Here is a 25,038-nt window from a genome sequence, read left to right on the forward strand (position 1 = left end):
GCCCTGTTCGAGTCAGCCTACTACTCCGAGATCATCCGCGCCGGCATCCAGTCGGTGCCCAAGGGTCAGGTAGCCGCCGCCTCCGCCCTCGGCATGACCTACGCCCAGGCCATGCGGCTCGTTGTGCTGCCCCAGGCCTTCCGCAACATGGTCCCGCTGCTCCTCACCCAGGCCATCGTGCTCTTCCAGGACACCTCCCTGGTCTATGTCTCGGCCCTCGCCGACTTCTTCGGCGCCGCCTACAAGGTGGGCGACCGGGACGGCCGCCTGGTGGAGCTGCTGCTCTTTGCCGGCGCGGTGTATTTCGTGCTGTGTTTCAGTCTTTCCCAGGTGGTGCGCCGGCTGCAGAAGCGCATGGCGACGGTTTAAGGATTCAGGATGATCACGATCGACAAGGTTTCCAAGCACTACGGCAGCTTTCAGGTACTCACCGACTGCAGCACCCGGGTGGCCAAGGGCGAGGTGGTGGTGGTGTGCGGCCCCTCGGGCAGCGGCAAGTCCACCCTCATCAAATGCGTCAACGGGCTGGAGCCCTTCCAGGCCGGCACCATCACGGTGGACGGCGTTTCCGTCGGCGATCCGAAAACCAATCTGTCGAAACTGCGCAGCCGGGTTGGCATGGTGTTCCAGCACTTCGAGCTCTTCCCCCACATGAGCATCACCGACAACCTGACCATCGCCCAGGAGAAGGTGCTCGGCCGCAACAAGGACGAAGCCCGCGACAAGGGCCTCAAGCTCCTCGACCGGGTCGGCCTCAAGGCCCACGCCGCCAAGTTCCCCGGGCAGCTCTCCGGCGGCCAGCAGCAGCGCGTCGCCATTGCCCGCGCCCTGGCCATGGACCCCATCTGCATGCTCTTCGACGAGCCCACCTCGGCCCTCGACCCGGAAATGATCAACGAGGTGCTGGACGTGATGGTGGAGCTCGCCCAGGAGGGCATGACCATGATGTGCGTGACCCACGAAATGGGCTTCGCCCGCAAGGTGGCCAACCGGGTGATCTTCATGGACCGGGGGCAGATCGTCGAGGATGACAGCAAGGACGCCTTCTTCGGCGCCCCCCGCTCCGAGCGCGCCCGCCAGTTCCTGGCCAAGATCCTGCAGCACTGAAAAGTCCGACCCCACCCCTTTTGATGTGCCCCACCGCCGTGTGATCATCCCGAGCACCATGTCCGAGCCCGCCGCAGCCCCTTCAACCCCCAGCGCCGCCCCGGCCCCCGCCGGCGGCCCGGGGCTGCCGCCGTCCCGGTCCCTGTCGCCCAACCCCTTCATCGTCGCGGCCATCCTGCTGGTGATCGGGCTGATCGGCTTTGGCGGCTACCGGGCCAGCGAATACCAGGGCATGCAGACCCTGCGCACCGACGCAGGCCACCGGCTCGACCTGTTCGCCGCGGCGGTGGACGGCATCGTCAACCGCTACGCCCACATCCCCGCCACCATCCAGCTCAGTGAAGAAGTACTGGGGGTGATGCACAAACCCCGGGGCGATGCCAGCGTGCTGGCGGCCAACCGCTTCCTGCAGCGCCTCAACGGGCACATCGGCAGCATCGCCATCTTCGTGGTGGACGAGCGCGGCATCGTCATCGCGGCGAGCAACTGGAACGACCCGGACAACAGCTTCGTCGGCGAGGACCTGTCCTTCCGCAGCTATTTCCTCGACGGGCTGGCCGGGCGGGTCGGCCGGCACTTCGCCATCGGTATCACCCGGGGTGAGCCGGGCTACTTCGTGTCCCACCCCATCCGCCAGGGCAAGCAGGTGGTGGGCGTGGCGGTGATCAAGATCAGCCTGGCCCAGCTAGAGTCCGCCTGGGACCTGCTGGGCGCCCCGGCCCTGATCGCCGACGGCAACGATGTGGTGATCCTGTCGTCGGTGCCCGAATGGCGCTACACCGCGCTCAGCCCGTTGCCCATCGACACCCGGGTCGAGATCAAGATGAGCCGCCTCTACAACGACGGCCCCATCGGCGATTTTCCGGTCAGCGTCGATCCCGACCCCGGCCACGACGGCCAGATCGTGCACATGAACCTGCGCACCCCGACCGCCACCAGCCCGCGCACCCGCAGCCATGCGGACGTGGCCGGCAGCTACCTGGTGCATGGCCGCGGGCTCAAGGATGTGGGCTGGCGCTTGCTGATCTTCTCCGACCTGCGCCCGGTACGGGCCCAGGCCTTCGGCCACGGCGCCCTGGCGGCGGTAGCCACCGGCTTTGTGCTGCTGCTGTTGCTGGTGGTGGCCCAGCGTCGGCGCATCATCCGCCAGAAACTGGAGGCCAAGGCGCTGCTGGAGCAGGCCAACGCCCAGCTGGAGAGCAAGGTGGCCCGCCGCACAAAGGCCCTCACCGACACCAACGTCCGCCTGCGCAAGGAGGTGGCCGAACGCCAGTTGGCGGAGCAGACCCTGCGCGCTGCCCAGGACGAACTGGTGCAGGCCGCCAAGCTCGCCGTGCTGGGCCAGCTCGCCGCCGGCATCACCCACGAGCTGGCCCAGCCCCTGGGCGCCATGCGCACCCTGTCGGGCAATGCCGTGGAGTTCATGAAGCGCGGCAACCTGGCCACCGTGGAGCAGAACCTGGGCATCATCGCCCGCCTGGCCGACCAGATGGGCCGCATCATCACCCCGCTCAAGACCTTTGCCCGCAAGTCGCCGGCCATCCCGGTGCCCACCGATGTGGCCCACGCGGTCGGCGCCGCCCTGTTCCTGCTCGACCAACGCCTGGGCAAGGCCGGCATCACGGTACTCAACCACTGCGAGCCGGGGCAGGCGATTGCCCTGTGCGACCAGAACCGCCTGGAGCAGGTGCTCATCAACCTGATCCGCAACGCCGGCGACGCCATGAGCGAGAGCCCGCGCAAGGAGCTGCTGATCGACGTCACCCCGGCCACCGACGGCCAGCTGACCCTGAGCATCGCCGACAGCGGCTGCGGCCTGCCCGCCGACGGCGCCCTGTTCGAGCCTTTTTTCACCACCAAGCCCGCCGGCGAAGGCCTGGGCCTGGGCCTGGCCATCTCCCGGGACATCGTCCGCGAATTTGGCGGCGACCTGCACGCCGAGAACCGCCCGGAAGGCGGCGCCCGCTTCATCCTCACCCTGCCCGCCGCAACGAAAGAAGAACAGCCATGACCCCCCAACTCCGTGCCCTCATCATCGAGGACGACCCCGACGTGCGCCTGGGCTGCGAACAGGCCATGATGCTGGCCGACATTCCGGTGGAGGGCGTCAGCTCCGCCGAGGAGGGCTTCCAGCGTCTTCAGCCGGGCTTTCCCGGCGTGGTGGTCACCGACATGCGCCTGCCCAAGGCCGACGGCATGGAGGTGCTGCGGCGCTGCCAGGCCATGGAGGCCGACCTCCCCGTCATCATCATCACCGGCCACGGCGACGTGACCCTGGCCGTGGAGGCCATGCGCAGCGGCGCCTACGACTTCATCCAGAAGCCCTTCTCGCCGGAGCTGCTGGTGGACGTGGTGCGCCGCGCCCTCGAAAAGCGCGCCCTGACCCTGGAGGTGCTGGACCTGCGCCGCCGCCTTGAACAGCGCGAAGGCGCCGAGGCCAAGCTCATCGGCCGCTCCCCCCAGATGGCCCGGGTGCGCCAGCTGGTCACCGACGTGGCCGGCACCAGCGTGGACGTGCTGGTGCGCGGCGAGACCGGCACCGGCAAGGAGCTCATCGCCCAGTGCCTGCACGAGCTCTCCCGGCGCAAGGACGGCCCCCTGGTGGCCCTCAACTGCGGCGGCCTGCCTGACACCCTGCTCGACAGCGAGCTCTTCGGCCACGAGGCCGGCGCCTTCACCGGCGCCCAGAAGCGCCGCATCGGCAAGATCGAATATGCCAATAAGGGCACCCTCTTTCTGGACGAGCTGGAGAGCATGCCCATGGGCGTGCAGATCAAGCTGCTGCGGGTGCTGCAGGAAAGGGTGGTGGAACGCCTGGGCTCCAACCAGCCCCAGCCGGTGGACTGCCGGGTGGTCGCCGCCACCAAGGACGACCTGAAGGAGCGGGCCGAGCGCCAGACCTTTCGCGCCGACCTGTACTACCGCCTCAACGTGGTGACCATCGACCTGCCCCCCCTGCGGGAGCGCCGCGAGGACATCCCCCTGCTGCTGGAGCACTTCCTGCTGCAGGCCGCCCGCCGCCACGACCGCCCCCTGCCCACCGTGCCCCCCGAGCAGATGCGCAAGCTCATGGCCCACACCTGGCCCGGCAACGTGCGGGAGCTGCGTAACGTGGCCGACTGCATCGTGCTCGGCGTGGGCAAGGATCTGCTGGGGACGGCCGACGGCGAAACGCCCCCCGCCTCCCTGGCCGAGTCGGTCGAGAGCTTCGAGCGCAGCCTCATCGCCGCCGAGCTGCGCCGCCAGGGCGGCAGCCTGGCCCGCAGCGCCGAAGCCCTGCGCATCCCCAAGACCACCCTCCACGACAAGATCCGCAAGTACGGCCTGCAGGGGGGCGAAAGCTGAGCCGGATAAGCACAAAGGCATAGGCAATGAGACATAGCGCACATTGCACTGCAACATCCGATCACAGAAATTAACCTTCCCATACTTCATACTGCCCCCATCAATAAATGCGATGGGGGCATAAGAAATGAAACGGGAGATGTGGCAGCTGCTTGGCGGCCTGCTGGCAAGCGCCGCGCTGGGATGGGGCACGGCGCAGGCTGAAACGGTGGTCATCGGCCAGTGCGCGCCCCTCTCCGGCAGCCTGGCCACCACCGGCCAGGCCATGGCCCTGGGCGTGCGCATCGCCATCGATGCCGCCAACGCCGCCGGCGGCGTCAATGGCCACACCCTCAAGCACGTACTCAAGGACGACGGCTACCAGACCGCCGAAACCCTACGCCAAACCCAGGACCTCATCCGCAAGGACAAGGCCGCCGCCCTCATCGGCTACGCCGGCACCGGCAACATCGCCGAGCTGCTCAAGCAGGGCGTGCTGTCATCGGGCAGCATCGCCCTCGTCGCCCCCTACACCGGCGGCGAACCCCTGCGCAGCCCCTACAACCCCTGGATCTTCCACATCCGCGCCAGCTACGGCGACGAGACCGAAGCAATGGTGCGCCAGTTTGTCGGCACCGGCCTCAGCCGCATCGCCGTGTTCCACCAGAACGACCCCTTCGGCCAGGCCGGCCTTGCCGGCGTCGAAAAGGCCCTGGCCCGCCACAACATGAAGATCGTCAGCAAGGGCAGCTACGAGAAAAACACCGAAGACGTGGCCCGGGCGGTCGAAGACATCGCCCGCGGCGTCCCCCAGGCCGTGATCATGATCGGCGTGGTCCGCCCCGCCGCCGCCTTCGTCAAGGCCTACCAGACCGCCCATCCCGGCACCCAGCTGTTCAGCATCTCGGTGGTCAACGGCCGCGAGCTGCACCAGCTGGCCGGCGGCGACGCCGCCCGGGGCGTCGGCATCACCCAGGTCATGCCCTCCCCCTTCAGCGGCGTCAGCCGCATCACCCGCGACTACCACCAGGCCCTCAAACGCTTCGCCCCCGAAGACACCCCGTCCTACACCAGCTTCGAGGAATACGTCGGCGCCCGCGTCCTGATCGAAGCCATCCGCCGCACCAAGGGCACCCCCACCCCGACGGCGGTGATGCAATCACTGGAGAACCTGGATCTGGACCTGGGAGGGTTCAAGGTGCGCTTCGGCCCGGGTGACAGGGTGGGGTCAAGGTATGTGGAGGTGACGTTGCTGGGGAGGGATGGGAATCATGTGCGGTGAGGGGTGGTGCGCTTCTGTGGGGTCGAATTGACTCGACCACGGACCTCCGATCACCGAATTATTCATGACAAAACTCTCGCCGAACCTGACTGTGTCTTGCTGCAGCCAGCACCATGCCGGCTTGCCGCCTTACCCGAAACAGGTGTTTCACACCATATAAAAACGAGAAACACACAGACAACAAAGGAAGCCCCCGCAGAACATGCTATCTTCATCGAAGGATAAAAGCCTCATGAAAGAAGGACGATGTTTCGCAAGATTCTTTTGGTTTTTGTAGGGTTTGGGTTTGGCCATACGCTTTTATTGACGGCACTGCGAGAGTTTGGCAGGCATGAAATGTGGCTGTTTGCCAGCTTTTCGGTCCTACTGTCCGGATTCGTTGGCTTCGCGTTCGGACTCTCCTTTGAGCGGCCCACCAGCACAGTGCTGGTACGCAGCGTATTCGCATCAATAGCGGTGTGGTACCTCTGGACCGTCTTGCTGACCTACGGAATGGCGTTGATTGGACTTCCTGCAATCGCCGTTGTGGCCATCGCGCTCTTCACCGGACGGCTCGTCGGAGACCGTGTCTCGTCAAAGCCTTGCCGTCTTTCCCCCTAATCTCTACCGAAATACGATGAGCATCGCCATCAGGGAAGCAAACCCCACCGACGTTTCTGCGGTCGCAGAGTTGTTTGATTTGTATCGCCAGTTCTATGAACAGGCATCCAATCTGCCGCTGGCACAGCAGTTCATCGTTGATCGGCTGAGCAACCAGGATTCGGTCATTCTCGTAGCCGAGTCCGCTTCCTCCGGCTTGCTTGGCTTCAGCCAGCTTTATCCTTCCCTTTGCTCCGTAGAGGCCAAACCAATCTACGTGCTCTACGATCTCTTCGTATTGCCATCCGCCCGAAAGGCAGGGGTCGGTCGCCTTCTTTTGCTTGCAGCGGAGGCAAAGGCAACGGCCGAGGGCAAGGCACGCATGGACCTCACCACGGCTCACACGAACAGGGCAGCACAGTCTCTTTACGAGTCACTGGGCTGGATACGCGATGAAGTTTTCGTCGCCTACACTCGACCAATCAATCAACTGTGAGCATTTCGGGCTGTGATGTGCCAAGTTCCGATCTGTGCAAAACAGCCTCTTGAACACTCACCAGTGAGTCATACAAGGGACCTGCCCATGCTGTTCCGCTCGAAGATCGACCCTTGGTTGGCAATCGTCCTCATCGGCACGGTGATCATCACACTCGCTGCAGCAGTAGCAACCCTGCAGCGCGCTTCTGGCGTAGCGCTCCTGCTGGCCATCAGCATCGCCATCAGTACCGTTCTACCAATCTGGACTCTCGCATTCACGATCTACATGGTCGAAGGCAAAACGCTGCTTATACGCAGCGGCCCCTTCCGCTGGCGTATTCCCGTGTCGTCCATCAGGCGTATTGAGCCAAGCAACTCCGTCCTTTCAGGGCCCGCCCTCTCCCTCGTACGTTTGCGTATCGAGTATGGCACTGGACAGTCCATCCTCGTTTCGCCTGCCGACCAGCAGGGCTTCCTGCGTGCGATAGAGAGCGCCAAGAATGCGAGCACGGCCCAATCGCTCGCTCAACCGGATGCTCGCCAGCCAGGTACGCCGTCTGCCGCGAGCAAGTGAGTTCAAACGTCATCCCCCCTTTATGACCAACGAAAAAGAGTGTCCTCTTGAGGCAGCGCTTCGACGGGCGGCCGAGGAACCGGGCCACCGCCCCGAGTTCTACAGGCTCCTGCTTGAATCATCTGTTCTCATTCTCGGCCACTCGAACACAAGCCATGGAACTCAGACCCTAGAGGCTGGAGAGACGATTTCAATCCAGAATTGGGTCAGAGACGACGGATCACCGGTCATCCCGTTCTTCACGTCGCTTACGGCGCTCCACCGATCCATTGAGCAAGAAGTCACCTACATGGCCTTACCGGCTCGATCTCTATTTGAAATAACAAAGGGGTCACCTCTCGTACTGAACCCGAAATCCAGTTACGGAAAAGAGTTCTTTCCAAACGAGATTGAGGCACTGCTAGCAGAGGGAGTAAACCAACTGCCTAAGCAGCGAGTGGCATATAAAGCCACCAAGGTTCTCTTAGGGCAGCCAGCAGACTATCCATCGAAGATGGTTGACTCATTGACTACGCTCCTCTCCAAGCACAGCAATGTAAAGGCTGCCTACCTCGCATTGATGCACGACCCATCCAAAGACACCAAGCCTCACTTGGTCGTTGGCATTGAAGTCGACGGGGAAATTGAAAATGTCATGCGTGAGGCAGGCGTAGTAGCCAGTGACTCCGCTCCGAATGGAGGTCCCGTTGATCTAATACAAATTGAACGCGGAGACCTCGGTTTGAGTGAGTATTTCGTTCACGAAGTCAAGCCGTTCTACGAGCGCCGCTGGGGGAGCAAGCTCAAGTCGCTCCTCGGCATTGGTCATGCATGAGCAGTCATGCCAGACCCCCTGCTAGCCACACTTGCTGCTTATCTTGGGTTGGAGACCTTTTATGAATCTCTTGCACAGCAAGAGCCTTTCCATCACGGCGATGCCACTTGGAGAAATTCGCATGGGCTGCGAAGCCTGGGGCCTTTCGATTGCCGGAAAACAGACGGCGTTTTCTGCTCTCTCAAACCATTCGGTTCTGGTAGGAAGCGCCAACTGGAACGACCGAGTGGTGCATTCCCGCTGCGGAGATTACCTGATTGTTGAGGGCGTGTTCTTCACCTTCGTTCTTTCACTGGGCCATCAGACTTTGTCGCTCTACAAAGCCACACTCCGTGATGACACCGGCACTTGGTGCGAGGAGACGCCTATCTTCGGCAAAGACACCCTGCACTTGAACGGCACTAACGGCAAGCACTATTACGTGCAGTTTCCTTTTATCCCTGATGAGAAATTCTGGCCTGTATTTCGGGCCTATGAACAACTCAGGCTCGCGCAGATCGCTCATTTACGCCGAAAGTAGACCCGCACACGATCCAGCCTTCGCCAATGGCCGTGTCAGGGCTTCACCCCTCGCCCCTCATCTCCAGCGCCCTCTCATACAGCGCATTCTTCGACGCCCCCGTAATCCCCGCCGCCAGCTTGGCCGCCTGCTTCACCGGTAGCTCGGCCAGCAACAAACCCAGCACCCGCTCCGCCTCGGGCGACAGCCCTTCAGCCACCGGCGCGGCGGACACCAGCAACACGAACTCCCCCCGCGCCCGGTTGGCATCGGCGGCGAGCCAGGCGGGGCCTTCGGTGATGGGCATGCGCACGATCTGCTCGAACAGCTTGGTCAGCTCGCGGGCCACCACCAGTTCGCGGCCCGGCTCGAAGACGGCGGCCAGATCGTCGAGGGTTTCGGCGATGCGGTGGGGCGCTTCGTAGAAGGCCAGGGTGCCGGGTACGCTGCGCAGGCTCTCCAGGGTGGCGCGGCGGGCGGCGGTCTTGGTGGGCAGGAAGCCGTGGAAGTGGAAATGCCCGTCGGCCAGCCCGGAGGCGGACAGGGCGGTGATCACCGCGCTGGCGCCGGGTACGGGGACCACCGGGAAGCCGGCATCCTGCACCCGGGCCACGGCGCGGGCGCCGGGGTCGGATACGGCCGGGGTGCCGGCATCGGTGATCAGGGCCACCTGCTTGCCCTCCTCCAGCATGCGGATCACCAGCCCGGCGGCGGCTTGTTCATTGTGTTCGTGCAGGGCCACCAGGCGGGTCTTGATGCCGAAGGCGTCGAGGAGGCGCTCGCTGTGGCGGGTGTCTTCGCAGGCCACCGCGTCCACGGCGCGCAGCACGGCCAGGGCGCGCAGGCTCATGTCCTGCAGATTTCCCAGAGGCGTGGCCACCACATACAATGACGATGTCTTATTGAGCGGAGACACGGAAGATGCGTCGGACGGATCGGGAAGCATGGCAGGCCTGGGAGGGGATGGCGGGGGAGCCCGATTGTGGGGGCCGGGGGGCGCCGACGCAAGCCGAACACCTGCGCCGGGGCGAAGCTGCCGAAGCGCTGGCTGCCGCGCACCTGGAGCGCCACGGCCTGCGCATTCTGGCGCGCAACCTGCGCTGCCGGGGCGGCGAGGTGGATCTCATCGCCCACGACCGGCGCAGCGTGGTTTTCGTGGAGGTGCGTTTGCGCAGCAACAGCCGCTTTGGCGGTGCCGCGGCCAGCATCACCCCCAGCAAGCAACGGCGGGTGATCCTGGCGGCCCGCTACTGGCTGGCCGGCCCCGGGCGGGCCTATGCCAGCGCGCCCTGCCGTTTCGACGCCATCCTGCTCGACGGCCTGGACGCCAGCCGCATCGAGTGGCTGCAGGGTGCCTTCGATGCGGGCTAGACTGATCCTGGCCGTTGCCCTGCTGGTCAGCCTGCCGGCCCCGGCCCAGACGGTCCGGGTGCTGGTGCAGAGCTCGCCCCTGGCCGGCTTCCAGTATTACGGTGGCAAGATCCTGTGGGACGAGATGCGCGAGGGCGACCGCCTGGCGCTGATCCGCGAGCCGGACAACCCCCATGACGCCAGCGCGATACGGGTCGAGTGGCGCGGCGAGAAGCTCGGCTACCTGCCCCGCGCCGAGAACCGGGAGGTGGCGCAGGCCATGGACCGGGGCACCCCGGTGAGCGGGCGCATCGGCCGGCTGGTGCAGCACCCCAACCCCTGGAAACGCCTGCGGGTGGACGTGCTGGTGGGTTTGTAAGCGGATCTCTCGCACCCGGCGGGCGCGGCAGGCTGAATGCTAGAATCGGGGGCACTTTCCCCGGAGTTCGTGATGGATCTTGTTGCCCGCATTGCCCAGCAGTTTACCGACAGTGCCCAGACCAAGCTGGCCGCCCTGGAATTCATGGCCGAGCCCATTGCCGCCGCCATCGAGGCCATGACCCACAGCCTGATGGCCAACGGCAAGATCCTGGCCTGCGGCAACGGGGGTTCCGCCGCGGACGCCCAGCACTTTGCCGCCGAGCTGCTCAACCGTTTCGAGATGGAGCGCCCGCCCCTGGCCGGCATTGCCCTGACCACCGACAGCTCCACGCTCACCTCCATCGCCAACGACTACGACTTCACCCAGATCTTCTCCAAGCAGGTGCGGGCCCTGGGCCAGCCCGGCGACGTGCTGCTGGCCATCTCCACCAGCGGTAATTCGCCCAACGTGATCGAGGCCATCCACGCCGCCCACGAGCGCGAGATGCGCGTGGTGGCCCTGACCGGCAAAGGCGGTGGCGTCATGGCGGAACTCCTCGGCCCCGATGACATCCACCTGTGTGTTCCCGCTGATCGCACCGCCCGCATCCAGGAAGTCCACCTGATCACCCTGCACTGCCTGTGCGACGGCATCGACTGTCTCTTTCTCGGAATCGAAGAATGAAATCCATCCGCAAGACCCTCGCCTGGACGGCCCTCGCCATCGGCACCCTGGCTGCAGCCCAGGGCTGCATCCCCGTCATCGTCGGTGGCACCGGCGCCGCCGTGGCCATGGCCACCGACCGGCGCAGCTCCGGCGCCTACGTGGAAGACGAAGGCATCGAGTGGAAGACCGGCAACCGCATCAACGATCGCCTCGGCGACAAGGTGCATGTCAACGCCACGTCCTTCAACCGCAAGCTGCTGCTCACCGGCGAGGCCTTCAACGAGGCCAGCCGCGAGGAAGCCGGGCGCATCGCCGCCGTGGTCGAGAACGTGCGTGAGGTGGTCAATGAGCTGCGCGTCGCCCCCACCAGCACCTTCTCGGCCCGCAGCACCGACAGCTACATCAGCTCCAAGGTCAAGGCGCGCTTCGTGGACCAGAAGGATTTCCGCGTCCAGCAGGTCAAGGTGACCACCGAGGCCGGCACCGTTTATCTGATGGGTCTGGTCACCGAGAAGGAAGGTAACGCCGCCACCGAAGTGGCCCGTACCACCAACGGGGTACAGAAAGTGGTGCGTGTTTTCGAGTACATCTCCGAAGACGAAGCCCGGCGACTCGACAACATCACCGGCTCACCCACCAAGTAAGTTCATCCGGAGACTCCACCATGAACCGTCGTGACGCCCTCTTTGCCACCGGCGCCCTGCTTGCCGCCGGCGCGGCCTCTGCTGCCACCGACCACAGCCACCACCATCACGAGGGCGCCCACCCCTGGCAGGCGGTACTCGACACCGCCGGCATCTGCATCGAGAAGGGCGAGGTATGCCTGACCCACTGCATCATGCTCATGGGCGAAGGCGACAAGAGCATGGCCGCCTGTGCCAGCAGCGTGCGCGAGATGCTCGCATCCTGCCGCGCCCTGATCACCCTGGCCGGCGCCGAATCGAAGTTCGCCCCCAAGCTGGCCGCCCTGTGCGTGGACGTGTGCAAGGCCTGTGAGGCCGAGTGCAAGAAGCACGCCGACAAGCACAAGGCCTGCAAGGAGTGCATGGAAAGCTGCGCCGAGTGCGCCAAGGCCTGCAAGGCCAAGATCGCCTGAGGATCCGCCAGCGCCCCGTCGTCAGCCGCCCGGCTGGCGCGGGCGCACGCTCAGTTCGGGGTAGCCGGTACCCAGATCCGCTTCACGCATGAAGCTCCAGTCGGGCAGCAGGCCCAGCAGCACCTCGGCCGTCGTACGCACCGTACACCCGTAAGCCAGATGCCCACCCACCACCGCCCCGGAGGCTGTCGCCAAGGCGGCATGCAGGTGGGCGCCATTGGCCGCGATGCTGCCGGAGAGCGTCAGCAGTTCGAGCTTGCCCTCGAGCACATCCACCTCCTCGGCACCGGCGCGGCGCAGGTGGACCCTCTCGAGGCTGCCGATCCCTGCCACCACAAAGGCCGCCGAGAAGCCCTCTGCAAAGACGATGCACTCGAGGGCCCGACGTAGATCCTGCCCGGGGGTCAGACGCAAGGGTCGCATTTCCATTCCGTTCCTCCCCTTCTCCGCGAAGTCTCCTTGGGACCGCCGCTTCAGGCCCGCCTCAGAACCCGGCATCGCTCAGGAAACGCAGGCGCTCCCCATCCTTGTCCAGATGGCTGGCCAGGGCCCGGCACAGGGTGTCGAGGCTGTTGGCGGTGCGCGACTCGCGCCGCACCAGCACCTTTGCCATGGGGCCCATGTGGCGGGCAAAGAGCTTTTCGATACGGGCCAGATCCGCCTCGGGAATGACCCCGGAGCCACTGGCAGCACCGGTGCCGAGGCCAGCACTGCTGCGCGGTGACGCTGACAGGGACGGCAGGCCGGAGCCGGCCATGGCGCTGGACAGAAAGGCCGAGCGCGGCGCCGGATCGGGGATCAGATCGGCCAGGCTCTGAAGCAGTTCGGGCAGGCTGGCGGCCCTGGGCACCGTGCGACGAACCAGGATGCGGGCCATCGGGCCGATGTGCTGGGCCAGGATGCGCTCGGCACTGTCGATGGCGGCCGGGGTGATGTCGGCACCTGCCGCCGGGCGGCTGAGGGACGGCTCGCTGCCGGCCGCAGCCAGGTGCTCGCCGTTCCAGAGATACAGGTCGTGGTCCCGGGCCAGGGGATCGCGGCGCAGGCCCATGTGGCGGAAACACTCGCCGGCGTTGCGCTTGAGGTGCTGGATGACCTCGTAGTAGGCCCGCGCCACCAGCACCTGGCCGGGCTCGGAAAAGCGCATCACCCGGAAGGCGGTGGTGATGCCGTCGCCGAGGATGCGTGAGCGGCCGTTGGGGTCGGGGGCGATGCGCACCGGGCCCAGGTTGATGCCCAGATGCACGCCCAGGCCCTCGCTGGCTGCGGCGTCACCCAGTTGCACCGCCGTGCGCAGGGCATCTTCGGGGTCGCCCACGTAGCACACCGCACAGCCTTCCTTGGTATTCACCGCCAGGCGGGTGGTGGGCGGCACCGGCGCAATGGCCTGGCTGAGCATGCGCACCAGCCGGGTGCGTCGTTCGGCCTGGGCCGCCAGGTCATCCACCGGCGACACCACATCGGCAAACAGCACGGCACCGATGAAGGTGCGGGCCTCGGACGCCGACAGCCCGAGGGGCAGCGGCGCCTCGACGGGTGGGTCCACCGCCCCTTCGCCCCCCGTGGGGGGCGCCAGACAGGCCCGCCGAAAATCGGCCACCTGGCGGGGGCGCTTGTTCTCGTCGGGGTTGAGGGCCCAGTCGATGGCGTTGAGCAGGCCCAGGCCAAACACGTCCACGTTGCCGATGCTGGCCGCCGGGGGCATGCCGTCCTCGCGCAGGCGGGCGAAGGCCTCAATGGGCAGCTTGCCGGTGACCATCCAGTACATCACCCCGGCAAAGGCGTACAGGTCGGTCCATGGCCCCTGCTTGCCGTGGCGGTGATACTGCTCGGCAGGCGCAAAACCGGGCGTGACCACCGCGGTGAGGGCCTGCTCCTGGCCCTCGTCGGTCTCCACCCGCCGTGCCGAGCCGAAATCCAGCAACACCGGGCTGCCGTCGGCACGCATGTAGATGTTGCCCGGCTTGATGTCCCGGTGCAGGAAGCCGGCCCGGTGGATGGCCTCGAGGCCGTCGAGCAGGGGGCGCACGATGTTGAGCAGGGTCGCCCGGTCGAGGGGCAGACGGCCGACCAGCCAGTGGTGCAGGGGCTCGCCGGTCTCGTACTCCATCACCATATAGGCGGTTTCATTGGCCTGGAAGTAACGCAGCACGCGGACGATGCCCGGGTGATGGAAGCTCGCCAGGGCCCGGCTTTCCAGCAGGAAGCGCTTGAGCCCCCACTCGAAGCCCTTGACGGCCTTGGCTGAGCGGGGCCGCACGGCACAATCGCCGTCCCGCAGGGCGAGATCCTTGGGGACGTATTCCTTGATCGCCACCCGGCAGTCCAGGTGGGTGTCGTGGGCCAGGTAGGTGATGCCGAAACCGCCGCCGCCGAGCACGCGCTCCAGGCGGTACTCGTTGAGGACGTAGCCTCCCGGCAGCGCGAGCTGCTCGTCCTGCCCGTCGTCGGGAGCCTGGGTCGTGTCGCTCATGGGACGGGCAGGATCAGGAATCGATCATCTGCATGGCCTTCTCGAGACTGCGGCGCATGCGGTTGAAGGAACTGGCCAGCACCGCCACCTCGTCCTTGCCCCCTTCGGGAAATTCCGGCTGGTCGAAGTCCCCGGTGCTGACCTTGTCCGCCGCCGCCGACATGCGCGACACCGGCTGGATGATCAGCCAGGTCAGCATCAGGTTGAGCACCACGAAGACCGCCGCGAACACCGCCGCCAGGGAACCCATGAAAGTACGGAAGGCCTGATCGGCATTTTCCAGGGGCACCGACATGGGCACCGACACCACCTGGGCGCCCACCACCTCGTTGAGCTTCCAGCCGAAGCCGTTGGCCGTGCCATAGACCTTGATCATGCTCGCCGGCGCCACGTCCGGCGTGCTGTGACAGGGCAGACAGGCCGCCGTCTCGATGCGGATGGGGTGGGCGATGTAGAGGGTCGGGCCGGTGGGGGTTTCGCGCTGGCCGGAGATCTCCTTGCTCTCGGGGCGGTTGCGGAAGCTGTTCACCAGGTCGGCCTCCCAGTCGGCGGCCCGGTCGCGGGGGTTGGTGGGGTTGAGGGTGGCTTCCTTGTAATCGTAGTTGGGGTACTTCTTGCGCAGCTGGGCGAGGGTTTCGGTGGCCGCATAGGCCGGCACCGTCTGGGGCAGGAACTGCTTGTCCATCAAGGGGTTGAGATGGGGACGGACCTGGGCCACGGTGTAGCCGCGTACCGCCATCGCCGCTTCCATCACCAGCCGGGCTTCGCCCAGCACCTGCTCACGGGCATGCCGGTGCAGCAGATCGTGGGAGATGTAGCCCGCCACCCCAAAGCCGGCGAGAAAAACCGCCAGCAAGACCAGATTGAATTTGAGTCGCAAGCCCATGGCTGTAGTCCCCAGGTACGGCCAAGTGGCCCGGTTGCAAAGCAACATTTTGTCACATCGGCAAGAAAACAAGGGACTCTTGCACACTCACGACGAGTTTTCCGCCCCCCCCTTTGTTACCGCGGGAACCGCGCTGATGGCCGCTCCGGGCCAGCCCCGCCTTCCAACACCCTGTCATGCGGCGGAGCGGGCTTCGGCCCCTCAGGCGGAGGCCGCGATCGCCCCCAGCCGGGCCAGGGCGGCCTCGATCTGTGTCGAGAAGGGATAGCCGCAGCTGATGCGCAGAAAGCGGTCGAAACGCTCGGAATTGGAGAAGAGCAGGCCCGGTGCCACCCGGATGCCCTCACGCAGGGCAGCCTCGAAGACCCACCGCGACGAGCAGCCAGCGGGCATCTCCACCCACAGCAGCATGCCGCCCCCTGGCATGTTGAGGCGGGTGCCGGGCGGAAAGCGGGCGGCCACCGTCTCGGCCGTGCGCTCACGCTGTTCCTTGAGCTGACGGCGCAGGCGCACCAGGTGGCGATCGAAGGCATGGCCGGCCATGAACTCGCCGATGGTGAGCTGGGCCAGCGCATCGTTGGGCCGGCTCTGGGCATGTTTGAGCATGCGGATACGGTCCTGCCAGCGCCCGCCGGTCATCCAGCCCACCCGCATGCCCGGGGCCAGGGTCTTGTGGAAGGAGCCGCAGTGGATCACGTTGCCGCTGCGGTCCCAGGCCTTGCAGCATGCCAGGGGCTGATCGCTGTCGCTCAGGGCACCGTAGATGTCGTCCTCCACCAGGGGCACCTGATGCGCCTCGCACAGGGCGACCAGGCGCGCCTTCTCGTCGTCGGGCATCACGCAGCCCAGGGGGTTCTGGAAATTCGGCACCACCACCACGGCGGCGATCCGCTCGTGGGTCTGGAAGGCCAGCTCCAGGGCCTCCACGGAGAGGCCGCGGCTGGGGCTGGTGGGGATCTCCAGGGCCCGCAGGCCGAGACTCTCGATGACCTGCAGAAGCCCGAAATAGGTGGGCGACTCCACCGCGATCACGTCGCCGGGGCGGCTCACCGCACGCAGGGCCAGGTTGATGGCCTCGGTGCAGCCATGGGTCACCAGGATCTCGTCCGCCGTCAGGTTCATGCCGGCGGCCAGGGCACGGCGCGCCAGCACCGCCCGGAAGCCCGGATCGCCCTGGGGCGGCACCGGGCTCACCAGCACTTCCGGATGCCGGCGCAGGGCGCGCAGGGCCGCCGTCTTGAGGGCCTCCTGGGGGTAGGCTTCAGGCGCGCCGAAGGCCAGGGCCAGGTTGGTGTGCACCGGGTGGCGCTCGCATTTGGTGACAAAGTCGGAAATCCGGTCGTGGATACCGGCGAACGCCGCCGGATCAGGCACCACCGCCGCCGCCCGCGGGTCGGGCTCACTGACTGGCTGCAGGCTGGCCCGCCGCGGGCGCTGCACGAAGTAGCCCGAGCGCGGCCGTGCCTCGAGCAGACCTTCATCCTCCAGGGTACGGCAGGCCTGCAGCACCGTGGACAGGCTGACCCCGTGCTGACGCACCAGGCTGCGCAGGGAGGGCAGGCGCTGCCCGGGCGGCAGCACGCCGGACTGGATGGCCCGCCGGTAATGGGCAGCCACCCGGGTGTACAGCAGGGTGTCGGGACGCTCGGTTTCCATGGCGCGATGATCTCCGAAGCCGGGCACAGGCCACAGGCACAGATGGGGACGAAGCACACCATAACAGGGCGAAAAAGAACCTGCTGAACCGATACAGAAAGGCGGGCGCTGTGCCTGACGGGGCGCGCCGTGAATCCGTAATCTGCAGCCATTCCCACTCCCGGAGCCCGCCATGGACCCGACACCCCGACAGCCGGACGAAACACTGCGCATCGGGCCCGCCCAGCGCCACCTGTACCCGGCAGCGGCCGGCAGCCTGGTGGTGGTGGAAGAAGGCCTGGTGATACTGGAGGCGCCGCCCCGCTGGCTCGACGGACAGATGCTCCACCCGCGCCAGCGGATCGAAGCGGGCTGCTGTCATGTGCTGGAGGAAGGTGGCTGGATCACGCTGACCGCCCCCCGGGGCGCCAGCCTGCGCCTGGTTACCGCGCATGCCCCGGATGAGAGCCTGCTGACCTTGCTGCTGGCGCGGGTGCGCTGGCTGCGCACCCTGGAGAACCGTCTGCTCGCAGCTGGCGCGGAGGCCCTGCGCTCAAGCCTGGAAAGACGGGAAAACTGAAACGGGCCGTCGGGCGGCCCGCGGCAAACCGGCGCTCAGCGGGCCGCGCCGGAACACTTCATGCCGTAGCCGGCCTCGATATCCCACTCGGCCAGGATCTCGGCGGCCTGCCGGGCCAGTTCGGGGTCGGCGAAGCCTTCCCGGGACGGTACGCGGACGAAGCTGCGCAGCAGGCGCCCGTTCTTGGCAAAGAGGTCGTACCAACCATCCCACTTGCCATCGTCGTCACGACGCAGGACAGCGTAGGGCTGATAGGAAAAGTCACCGTGCATCTGCAGAGTCATTTTGCTGCTCCCTTCGATCCATGGACATGCGGGCACATCGCCACGCAAAGAATCAGGTCCGGATTTTAGAGATCGCACTGCAGCAAGGGGTTAAACATCATCACAGCGGCCCGGCATGAATCAATCATTCACAAAGCACCCCGACCGGCTTCGGAGAGGACTCGCGCCCCCCCCACTCAACGGGCCGCCAGGCGCCCCCGCAGCCAGCGCATCAGGGTGCCGAGCAGGGGCAGCCGGGCAAACAATTCTTCCCCGGTGTCCCAGTAATCCCGGTGGGTGGCCACCCGGCCGTCGGCACCAAAATGCAAGTGGGTGGCGCCGCGGATGCACTGCACCTGCCTCGCCTGCCAGCCCCGGAAACGGAACTCGAACTCCCAGGCCAGCCAGGCCTCATCCCCTTCGGCCATGCAGCGGGTCACGCGGAAGCGCGGGTCCTGCACCTGGGTGTACATATGGCGGAAGACCCGTTCGATGGCGGCCAGCCCGCACACATCGTTGAAGGGGTCCTTGAAGCGGGCGTCGTCGGCATACACCTCGGCGATGCGGGCCAGGCTCGCCGGAGAGAGGGTTTCGTAGAACACCACGACCCGCGCCAGCGCCTGCTGCGAGTCGATCACAGGCCGGTGCTCCGGGCAATCAGACGAAAGTAGAGCCGGTCGGGCAGCAGGCCGAGCAGCTTCAGGGCGCCGGTGAAGCGGCGGGGAAAATGGATCTCGAAGGCACCGCTGGCGAAGCCCCTGACGATGCGCGCGGCCGCGTCGGGGGCAGAGATCAGCGCGGGCATCTCGAAATCATTCTGAGCCGTCAGCGGTGTGGCGACGAAACCGGGGTTGATCAGGAACACCGACACGCCCTTCGGGGCCAGGTCGAGATACAGGGTTTCGGCAAAGTTGATCAGCGCCGCCTTGCTCGGCCCGTAGGCCAGGGCCTTGGGCAGGCCCCGGTAGCCCGCCACACTGCCGACGATGGCCACCGCCCCGTGCCCCTGGCGGAGCAGTTGCGGCAGCACCGCCGCCACGCCGTCCATCACCCCGAGCAGATTGGTGTGCACGGTATGGCGGGCGTTGTCGGTGGTCAGATCCCAGGCCCGCAGGGGCGAGTAGGTGCCGGCGTTGAGGATCACCAGATCCACCCCGCCCCAGGCATCCAGCAGCTGCATCACGGCCGGGGTGAAGGCCCCCGCATCGGTCACGTCCAGGGGTAGCACCAGGGCATCGCCCAGGACGGCGGCCACCTGCTGCAGGCGTTCGGCACTCCGCGCCGACAGGGCCAGGCGGGCGCCACGGGCCCCCAGCTCGGTGGCCAGGGCCGCACCGATGCCCGACGAGGCACCGACGATCCACACCCTCCGCCCCTGCCAGTCGGTGATCGGTGTGTTAAGCGGATCGAACCAGCCCATGCCCATGCTTACTCGCGCTTGCGGAAACTCAGGGTCACTTCGCCGAGCCGGAAGCCGAACTTGCTCATCACGGAACGGTTGAGCATCACCCGGTCATCCATCAGGAACATCCAGTCGTCGAAATCCACGTTGTAGACCTTGCCGTCTACCGGCAGGGCCATCACGTACTTCCAGCGTAGTGCATTGCCGCGGGCTTCGCCGCTTGCCTCGCCGACCACGTCATCGGCGGTGCCGGTGTAGCGGTGGGCATCCAGCCGGGTCAGGGTCCATACCCGGCGCTGGGTGCTGCCGTCGGAGTAGGTGAAGCGCTCGTCCAGGGTGCCGGTGTTGCCCGCCCAGCGGGCATCGATGCGCACATGGAAGCGCTTCACCACCTTGCCGGAGCGGTCCTGGAAGATGCCGTCGGCGTCGAGGGTGCCGTTGAAATAGCGGGTCAGATCGAGCTCGGGTTTCTCGGTGGCGTAATCCGCCACCTCCACCGAGGCACAGCCGCCCAGGCCGACGAAGCCTGCCAGCAGGATGGCCTGTTTGCTCATTGCGTTTCTCCTTCCATGATCCGGCGCCAGCGCCACAGGGCCACTGCCGCCATTGACTTGAGTACCAGGGGGAGCACGGCATACACGGCCGACAGCGCAGCCACGGCGCCCTCCTCCCGGGCTCCCGGCTCGTAGCCGAGCCAGCCCAGCAGCGGCAGGGCCAGCCCGGCGGCAAGGGCCAGGTTGGCCTTGGTGACGAAGGCCCACCAGCCGAAACAGGCCCCGGCGCGCCCCTCCGGGCGACCCGCCAGCTGGTCGGCGAGCAGGGCCGGCGGCAGGGCCAGGTCGGCGCCCAGGGCCAGGCCGGAAAGCACACAGATGGCCCCGAAGGCCAGCGTGTCGTCAGGGCCGATCAACGCCGCCCAGGCAAACACCGCCATCGCCAGCCCCATGCCGATCAGCCAGGCCCGGGGCTTGCCCACCCGCCGGGCCAGGCTCACCCACACGGGAAGGCCGGCAGCACCTGCCAGAAAATAAAGGGCCAGGAAGAGCCCCGACAGATCCTCCCGCCGCACCACATCGGCCACGAAGAACAGCACCGTCGATGCCGGCACCGCGGCAGCGATCCCGTTGAGGGCAAACACCCCCAGCAGGGCCGCAAAGGCTCTGTCCTGGAGGGCGCCCCGCAGGGCTGCCCAGGGGCTCTCCAGCGGGGCCGCGGGGCGTTGTCCGGCTGGCATGCCGGGCAGGCTGACCAGCGCCACCACGGCCAGCACTACGATGAACACCGTCCCCGTGCGGGCCAGCCCCGCCTCGGTGCCTTGCGCCAACAGGCCCGGCAGAGCCGCGGCAAGCAGCACGCCGAACAGCCCGAAGCCTTCCCTCGCGGCCACCAGGCGGGTACGCATGTCACTGCCTTCCCCGAGCTCGGCGCCCCAGGCACCGTGGTTGATGCTGGCCAGCGAGTAGCCGAAGGTCACCATCACCAGCAGCCCCGCCAGCCACAGCCCTCCCGCTCCGGCGGGCGGTGCCAGCAGGCCCCCCACCCCAACCGCCAGCAAGGGCAGAGCCAGGGCGATGAGCCGCCGCCGGCTGAGGAAGCGGTCGGAAGCCCAGCCGATCAGCGGATCGCTGAGGGCATCCACAACCCGCGTCAGGAGCAGGATCGTCCCCACCAGTGCCAGGCTCAGTCCGGCCTGATCGGCGTACAGCTTGGGCACATGCACGTAGATGGGCAGCGCCGCAAAGGCCAGGGGCAGGCCCAGCAGGCCGTAGCGCAGGCTCAGCAGGCGGACGGAGGCGGTGCTCAAGATGGCGGTCCGAGCAGGCGGCTGCGCAGGGCCGGCACCCGGGTGCGGCTGTCCAGCCAGATGGCAAAAAAGGCCCGGGAGAAGGCCGGGTCCATCACCTCACCGGACAGGCGGCCCTGGTGATAAAAGGCGGCACCACGGCCGGGCAGATGCACGCCGACGATGGTCTCGCCCGCAGCCACATCCGGAAAGACCCGCTCCAGCTCGGTCTTCCAGCGGGCCAGGCGGGCATCGTCGGCGCCCCCGAGGCGGCGCATCTCGTCCAGGCTGGTGGACACCAGGGTGTCCCGGGAGAAGGCGCGTGCGTAAGTCAGGGCCAGGGCAAAGGGGGCATCGTCCCGATAACTCTGGCCGCTCACCCACAGGCTGGCGCCGTAGAGGCGCAAGCCGAGGAAGCTGGCATCGCCGCTGCCCAGATTGCGCCAGGCCGGCGCCAGGGCCTTCACCGGCTCGGGCAGGCTGGCCTGCACCGGCAGCGCGGCAAGGGCCATGGCCGCCAGCAGCAGGAGCTCAGCCAGCCGGCGCATGGCGGAAGGCAAACTGATGCACATCCACGCTGCCGGCGCGGAAGCCGGCCTCGCAGTAGGCCAGGTAGAAGCGCCACAGGCGAACGAAGCGCTCGTCGTAGCGCAGCTCGCGCACCGCCGGCAGCGCCGCTTCGAAGCGCCGGTGCCAATGCACCAGGGTCTCGGCGTAGTCCAGGCCGAAGGCCAGGTCACCGCTCACCACCAGCCCGGCCTTGGCGGCCTGGCGCCGCACCACCTCGGGGCTGGGCAGCATGCCGCCCGGGAAGACGTAGCGCTGGATGAAGTCGGTGCCCTTGCGGTAGCTGGCGAACAGCGCATCGGCGATGGTGATGGTCTGCACCACGGCGCTGCCGCCGGGCTTGAGGCGGTCGCGGATCTGGGCGAAGTAGCCCGGCCAGAAGCGCTCACCCACCGCCTCCATCATCTCGATGGAGACGATGTGGTCATAGCTGCCACGCACATCCCGGTAGTCGCACAGTTCGAAGTCCGCGCGGTCGGCCCAGCCGCCCTGCTCCGCCCGCTGCCGCGCCCACGCCAGCTGCTCCTTCGACAGGGTCAAGCCGAGCACCCGGCAGCCGTATTCCTGCACGGCGATCTCGGCAAAGCCACCCCAGCCGCAGCCGATCTCGAGGATGGTCTGCCCGGGCTGCAACTCGAGCGTATCGAGGATGCGCCGGTACTTCCGGCGCTGGGCGGCCTCCAGCGTCTCGCCGGCCCCCAGGCCGAGGGCGCTGGAGTAGGTCATGCCCGGGTCCAGCCACAGGCGGTAGAAATCGTTGCCCAGGTCGTAGTGGGCCTGGATGTTGCGCTGGGAGCCCGCCCGGGTGTTGGCCCGCAGCATATGGGTTAGGCGGTGGCCGATCAGGCGCCAGGCCTTGCCGTGGATGGCGCGCTGCAAGGTGTCCCGGTTGCGGGCCAGCAGGGTCAGCAGGGCCGCCAGATCGGGCGTATGCCAGTCGCCCGCCATCCACGCCTCGGCAAAGCCGATGTCGCCTTTCGCCAGGATGTCGTCGAAGACACGTTCGTCCTCCACGCGCATGTGGGCCACGCAAGGGCCACGGCCGACGCGTCGGGTCAGACCGTCGCCCAGGTGGACGTCGATGGCGCCGCCCTCGATGCTGTCGAGGAGGGCCAGCACGAGACGGGTGCCGCGGCGCAGGTGCGCGGCCTGATCGGCAACAGCGCCGACAAAGGGGTGTTCCAGCCGGTTCATGACGATAGCTCCTCTGTGGGCGGTTGGGGTTTGCGGAAGAAAGGAACGCGACGGACGGCAAGCCGCAGGGCCTGCCAGTGGATGCGGGCCACCACCCCGAAGCTCATCAGCGGCAGGCGCCCGAGCCAGGCCAGCAGGGCGCGGCCGCTGAGGGGCTGCTCGCGCCCGGACAGACGGGTGGCGAGCTGGCAGTGCCCACCCTCCCAGTAGTCGATGGCCGTGCTCACCACCCCGCCCTGGCGGGCGAAGCGGAAGCGGTACTCGCCACGCACCGGGAAGAAGGGCGACACATGGAAGACCTTGCACGCCGTCAGCTCGTCGCCGGCAGTGATGGGGCGATGGTCCGGGTGGGCCACCAGGTAGTTGTAGTGCTCGCCAAAGGTGTTGCTGACTTCGGCCAGCACGGCCCGCAGGCCGCCCTGCCGGTCATGGCAGAACCAGAAGCTCACCGGGTTGAAGAGAAAGCCGAACATGCGCGGCATGGTCTGCAACACCACCTCGCCATCGGCGTCGACCAGCCCATGGCGAGCCAGCAGATCGCGGATCCATGGCAACAGGGGCGCGCCGTTGCGGGCGCCGTGATCCCGGCTCTGCAGGGAGAACAGGCCGGGGCGATCCACCCCCAGCAGCGGCACGCGCAAACCGTCCAGGCGGCTGAGGGGGATGCGCAGGGTGGCCAGGGGGTAGATGAAGCGGTTGTGCACCGGGCGGGTGCGCTCGTGCATCACCGCGCCCATGCACACCGCCGGCGCGAAGAGATCGGCGCTCATCAGGCGAGGGCTCCGCTGCGCAGCCCGCTGCCCTGCCAGGGCGCCTCGGCGCCCAGCGCCGAAGCCACTGCGAGGGCCGACTTGAGCCCGTCCTCATGGAAGCCGTAGCCCGTCCAGGCGCCGGCAAACCAGCTGTTGCGCTGCCCTTGCAGGTCCGGCAGACGGGCCTGGGCGTCGATGGCACCCTGGTCGAAAACCGGGTGGGCATAGCCGTAGCGCCCCAACACGGTGTCGGCGGCCGGCTCGACGAGGGGGTTGAGGGACAGGACCACCGGCGTGCTCACCGGGAGGGGCTGCAGGCGATTGAGGAGGTAGGACACCGACACCGGCCGCTCTCCCGGCGCACCGTGGCCGGACAGGTAGTTCCAGGCCGACCACACACCCGGGCGACGGGGCAGCAGGCGTGTGTCGGTATGCAGCCAGGCATCGTTGTGCTGATATTTCACCGCCCCCAGCACCGCACGCTCGGCCTCGCTGGCGTCGCTGCCAAGCAGCGCCAGGGTCTGGTCGGAGTGGCAGGCGAACACCACCTCGTCGAAACGCTCGACCCCGCTGCGGGTATGCAGGCTGACGCCGAAACCCGCTTCCCGGCGCACCGCCAGCACCGGGGTGGCGACGCGCACTTCATGGATGCCGCTCAGCAGCTTTTCCACATAGCTGCGGGCGCCGTTGCGGACGGTGTACCAGCGCGGCCGGTCAAAGATCTGCAGCAGGCCGTGGTTGTGGCAGAAGCGCACGAAGGTGGCCAGGGGATAGGCCATCATGCTGCGGGTCGGACAGCTCCAGATGGCTGCCGCCATGGGGATCAGATACCAGTCGCGGAAGGCGTGGCTGTAGCCGTGGGTAACCAGGTAGTCGCCGAGGGCCATGTCCGGGGTGCTGCCGTCCTGCGCCATGCGGGTGGTTTCCCGGTTGAAGCGCCGGATGTCCTGGAGCATGCGCCAGAAATCCGGCCGCAGCAGATTGCTGCGCTGGGCGAAAAGGCTGCCCAGATCGCTGCCGGCCCACTCCAGGTCGGTTGCCGTCAGGCTCACGCCGAAGGACATCTCGCTCTCCACCGCATCCACCCCCAGCAGGACGAACAGGGCGCACAGGTTGGGGTAGGTGCGCCGGTTGAAGACCAGGAAGCCTGTATCCACCGGAAAGCGCTGCCCTTCCACCTCGATGTCCACCGTGTGGGTGTGCCCCCCCAGGTAGTCACCCCCTTCAAACAGCACCACCTCATGCTCACGGCTGAGCAGCCAGGCGCTGGCCAGGCCGGCAATGCCGGCACCGATCACGGCAATGCGCTTTCCCCCCTGGGGTTGGGGCTTGAGCCTGTCTTCCTGTCCACGGTCCATCGTGAGCTCCTGTTGC

The 25,038-nt window shown here is 66.9% G+C and carries 30 protein-coding genes; 16 read left to right on the forward strand and 14 right to left on the reverse strand.

All coding sequences use genetic code 11. The annotated features are described in order from the left end of the window. The 10 genes from L6Q67_RS11255 to L6Q67_RS11300 all read left to right on the forward strand — a co-directional run. Nucleotides 1–369, forward strand: a 369-nt coding sequence (locus tag L6Q67_RS11255; protein ID WP_296569266.1) for an ABC transporter permease subunit, incomplete at its 5' end; no start/stop codon positions are given. A gap of 9 nt (nucleotides 370–378) precedes the next feature. Further along, a complete protein-coding gene (locus L6Q67_RS11260) occupies nucleotides 379–1,107 on the forward strand; it encodes an amino acid ABC transporter ATP-binding protein (RefSeq protein WP_296569269.1) in 729 nt (242 codons plus the stop codon). Nucleotides 1,108–1,165: 58 nt separating this feature from the next. Next, nucleotides 1,166–3,118 carry an ATP-binding protein gene (locus L6Q67_RS11265; protein ID WP_296569272.1) on the forward strand — a complete coding sequence of 651 codons (1,953 nt, stop codon included), beginning with the start codon at nucleotides 1,166–1,168 and terminating at the stop codon, nucleotides 3,116–3,118. After that, nucleotides 3,115–4,452 (forward strand): sigma-54 dependent transcriptional regulator, encoded by a 1,338-nt coding sequence (locus tag L6Q67_RS11270; RefSeq protein WP_296569274.1) that lies wholly within the window; start codon nucleotides 3,115–3,117, stop codon nucleotides 4,450–4,452. The genes L6Q67_RS11265 and L6Q67_RS11270 overlap by 4 nt, the downstream gene beginning before the upstream one ends. A gap of 139 nt (nucleotides 4,453–4,591) precedes the next feature. Further along, complete coding sequence (locus tag L6Q67_RS11275) at nucleotides 4,592–5,713, forward strand: ABC transporter substrate-binding protein (RefSeq protein ID WP_296569277.1); 1,122 nt, start codon at nucleotides 4,592–4,594, stop codon at nucleotides 5,711–5,713. A 246-nt stretch (nucleotides 5,714–5,959) separates the two neighbouring features. Next, on the forward strand, nucleotides 5,960–6,313 hold the full coding sequence (locus L6Q67_RS11280; protein ID WP_296569279.1) for a hypothetical protein: 354 nt from the start codon (nucleotides 5,960–5,962) through the stop codon (nucleotides 6,311–6,313). 16 nt (nucleotides 6,314–6,329) lie between these two features. Further along, entirely contained in the window at nucleotides 6,330–6,788 is a 459-nt protein-coding gene (locus L6Q67_RS11285) for a GNAT family N-acetyltransferase (protein ID WP_296569283.1), read from the forward strand. 87 nt (nucleotides 6,789–6,875) lie between these two features. Continuing rightward, entirely contained in the window at nucleotides 6,876–7,343 is a 468-nt protein-coding gene (locus L6Q67_RS11290) for a PH domain-containing protein (RefSeq protein WP_296569286.1), read from the forward strand. Between the two features lie 22 nt (nucleotides 7,344–7,365). Next, the gene (locus L6Q67_RS11295; RefSeq protein ID WP_296569289.1) at nucleotides 7,366–8,157 is read left to right on the forward strand and encodes an enhanced serine sensitivity protein SseB C-terminal domain-containing protein; all 792 of its coding nucleotides are present in this window, start codon (nucleotides 7,366–7,368) and stop codon (nucleotides 8,155–8,157) included. Between the two features lie 61 nt (nucleotides 8,158–8,218). Beyond that, nucleotides 8,219–8,677 (forward strand): hypothetical protein, encoded by a 459-nt coding sequence (locus tag L6Q67_RS11300; RefSeq protein WP_296569293.1) that lies wholly within the window; start codon nucleotides 8,219–8,221, stop codon nucleotides 8,675–8,677. Between the two features lie 43 nt (nucleotides 8,678–8,720). Here L6Q67_RS11300 and rsmI read toward each other — a convergent pair whose 3' ends face one another. Further along, nucleotides 8,721–9,506, reverse strand: a complete 786-nt coding sequence (gene rsmI, locus L6Q67_RS11305) for a 16S rRNA (cytidine(1402)-2'-O)-methyltransferase (protein ID WP_296569296.1) — start codon at nucleotides 9,504–9,506, stop codon at nucleotides 8,721–8,723. A gap of 113 nt (nucleotides 9,507–9,619) precedes the next feature. On the opposite strand from rsmI, the gene L6Q67_RS11310 reads away from it, so the two are divergent. From L6Q67_RS11310 to L6Q67_RS11330, 5 genes are all read left to right on the forward strand, one after another. After that, nucleotides 9,620–10,027, forward strand: coding sequence for a YraN family protein (locus L6Q67_RS11310; RefSeq protein WP_296569560.1), 408 nt, complete (start codon nucleotides 9,620–9,622; stop codon nucleotides 10,025–10,027). Next, nucleotides 10,017–10,385: an HIRAN domain-containing protein gene (locus L6Q67_RS11315; RefSeq protein WP_296569299.1), complete on the forward strand. Its 369-nt coding sequence runs from the start codon at nucleotides 10,017–10,019 to the stop codon at nucleotides 10,383–10,385. The genes L6Q67_RS11310 and L6Q67_RS11315 overlap by 11 nt, the downstream gene beginning before the upstream one ends. A gap of 72 nt (nucleotides 10,386–10,457) precedes the next feature. Continuing rightward, nucleotides 10,458–11,051: a phosphoheptose isomerase gene (locus L6Q67_RS11320; protein WP_296569302.1), complete on the forward strand. Its 594-nt coding sequence runs from the start codon at nucleotides 10,458–10,460 to the stop codon at nucleotides 11,049–11,051. Continuing rightward, a complete protein-coding gene (locus tag L6Q67_RS11325; RefSeq protein WP_296569305.1) occupies nucleotides 11,048–11,677 on the forward strand; it encodes a BON domain-containing protein in 630 nt (209 codons plus the stop codon). Before L6Q67_RS11320 ends, L6Q67_RS11325 begins: the two co-directional genes overlap by 4 nt. Before the next feature lie 20 nt (nucleotides 11,678–11,697). Continuing rightward, nucleotides 11,698–12,129: a four-helix bundle copper-binding protein gene (locus tag L6Q67_RS11330; protein ID WP_296569308.1), complete on the forward strand. Its 432-nt coding sequence runs from the start codon at nucleotides 11,698–11,700 to the stop codon at nucleotides 12,127–12,129. A gap of 21 nt (nucleotides 12,130–12,150) precedes the next feature. On the opposite strand, the gene L6Q67_RS11335 is transcribed toward L6Q67_RS11330, so the two are convergent. The 4 genes from L6Q67_RS11335 to L6Q67_RS11350 form a co-directional block, all read right to left on the reverse strand. Then, complete coding sequence (locus L6Q67_RS11335) at nucleotides 12,151–12,558, reverse strand: PPC domain-containing DNA-binding protein (protein ID WP_296569311.1); 408 nt, start codon at nucleotides 12,556–12,558, stop codon at nucleotides 12,151–12,153. Between the two features lie 55 nt (nucleotides 12,559–12,613). Continuing rightward, nucleotides 12,614–14,602 (reverse strand): protein kinase, encoded by a 1,989-nt coding sequence (locus L6Q67_RS11340; protein ID WP_296569316.1) that lies wholly within the window; start codon nucleotides 14,600–14,602, stop codon nucleotides 12,614–12,616. A 13-nt stretch (nucleotides 14,603–14,615) separates the two neighbouring features. Next, complete coding sequence (locus L6Q67_RS11345) at nucleotides 14,616–15,488, reverse strand: DUF3365 domain-containing protein (protein WP_296569318.1); 873 nt, start codon at nucleotides 15,486–15,488, stop codon at nucleotides 14,616–14,618. Nucleotides 15,489–15,689: 201 nt separating this feature from the next. Beyond that, entirely contained in the window at nucleotides 15,690–17,144 is a 1,455-nt protein-coding gene (locus tag L6Q67_RS11350) for a PLP-dependent aminotransferase family protein (protein WP_296569321.1), read from the reverse strand. A gap of 172 nt (nucleotides 17,145–17,316) precedes the next feature. Between L6Q67_RS11350 and L6Q67_RS11355 the strand changes: the two genes are divergently transcribed. Then, nucleotides 17,317–17,703: a hypothetical protein gene (locus L6Q67_RS11355; RefSeq protein ID WP_296569324.1), complete on the forward strand. Its 387-nt coding sequence runs from the start codon at nucleotides 17,317–17,319 to the stop codon at nucleotides 17,701–17,703. A gap of 35 nt (nucleotides 17,704–17,738) precedes the next feature. On the opposite strand, the gene L6Q67_RS11360 is transcribed toward L6Q67_RS11355, so the two are convergent. The 9 genes from L6Q67_RS11360 to L6Q67_RS11400 all read right to left on the reverse strand — a co-directional run bounded on the left by L6Q67_RS11360 (nucleotide 17,739) and on the right by L6Q67_RS11400 (nucleotide 25,022). Next, nucleotides 17,739–17,987, reverse strand: a complete 249-nt coding sequence (locus L6Q67_RS11360; protein ID WP_296569326.1) for a hypothetical protein — start codon at nucleotides 17,985–17,987, stop codon at nucleotides 17,739–17,741. A 176-nt stretch (nucleotides 17,988–18,163) separates the two neighbouring features. Next, a complete protein-coding gene (locus L6Q67_RS11365) occupies nucleotides 18,164–18,604 on the reverse strand; it encodes a nuclear transport factor 2 family protein (RefSeq protein ID WP_296569329.1) in 441 nt (146 codons plus the stop codon). After that, nucleotides 18,601–19,392 carry an SDR family oxidoreductase gene (locus L6Q67_RS11370; RefSeq protein ID WP_296569331.1) on the reverse strand — a complete coding sequence of 264 codons (792 nt, stop codon included), beginning with the start codon at nucleotides 19,390–19,392 and terminating at the stop codon, nucleotides 18,601–18,603. The genes L6Q67_RS11365 and L6Q67_RS11370 overlap by 4 nt, the downstream gene beginning before the upstream one ends. 2 nt (nucleotides 19,393–19,394) lie before the next feature. Then, nucleotides 19,395–19,922 (reverse strand): DUF3833 domain-containing protein, encoded by a 528-nt coding sequence (locus L6Q67_RS11375; RefSeq protein ID WP_296569334.1) that lies wholly within the window; start codon nucleotides 19,920–19,922, stop codon nucleotides 19,395–19,397. Continuing rightward, the gene (locus tag L6Q67_RS11380; RefSeq protein ID WP_296569337.1) at nucleotides 19,919–21,172 is read right to left on the reverse strand and encodes an MFS transporter; all 1,254 of its coding nucleotides are present in this window, start codon (nucleotides 21,170–21,172) and stop codon (nucleotides 19,919–19,921) included. Before L6Q67_RS11380 ends, L6Q67_RS11375 begins: the two co-directional genes overlap by 4 nt. Next, a complete protein-coding gene (locus L6Q67_RS11385; protein ID WP_296569340.1) occupies nucleotides 21,169–21,699 on the reverse strand; it encodes a chalcone isomerase family protein in 531 nt (176 codons plus the stop codon). Before L6Q67_RS11385 ends, L6Q67_RS11380 begins: the two co-directional genes overlap by 4 nt. Beyond that, complete coding sequence (locus tag L6Q67_RS11390) at nucleotides 21,683–22,912, reverse strand: cyclopropane-fatty-acyl-phospholipid synthase family protein (protein ID WP_296569341.1); 1,230 nt, start codon at nucleotides 22,910–22,912, stop codon at nucleotides 21,683–21,685. The genes L6Q67_RS11385 and L6Q67_RS11390 overlap by 17 nt, the downstream gene beginning before the upstream one ends. Beyond that, entirely contained in the window at nucleotides 22,909–23,682 is a 774-nt protein-coding gene (locus L6Q67_RS11395) for a DUF1365 domain-containing protein (protein WP_296569345.1), read from the reverse strand. The genes L6Q67_RS11390 and L6Q67_RS11395 overlap by 4 nt, the downstream gene beginning before the upstream one ends. Beyond that, nucleotides 23,682–25,022, reverse strand: coding sequence for an FAD-dependent oxidoreductase (locus tag L6Q67_RS11400; RefSeq protein WP_296569348.1), 1,341 nt, complete (start codon nucleotides 25,020–25,022; stop codon nucleotides 23,682–23,684). The genes L6Q67_RS11395 and L6Q67_RS11400 overlap by 1 nt, the downstream gene beginning before the upstream one ends. Between the last annotated feature and the right edge of the window lie 16 nt (nucleotides 25,023–25,038).

It is taken from the genome of Zoogloea sp., assembly GCF_023150065.1.
Classification (GTDB): Bacteria; Pseudomonadota; Gammaproteobacteria; order Burkholderiales; family Rhodocyclaceae; genus Zoogloea.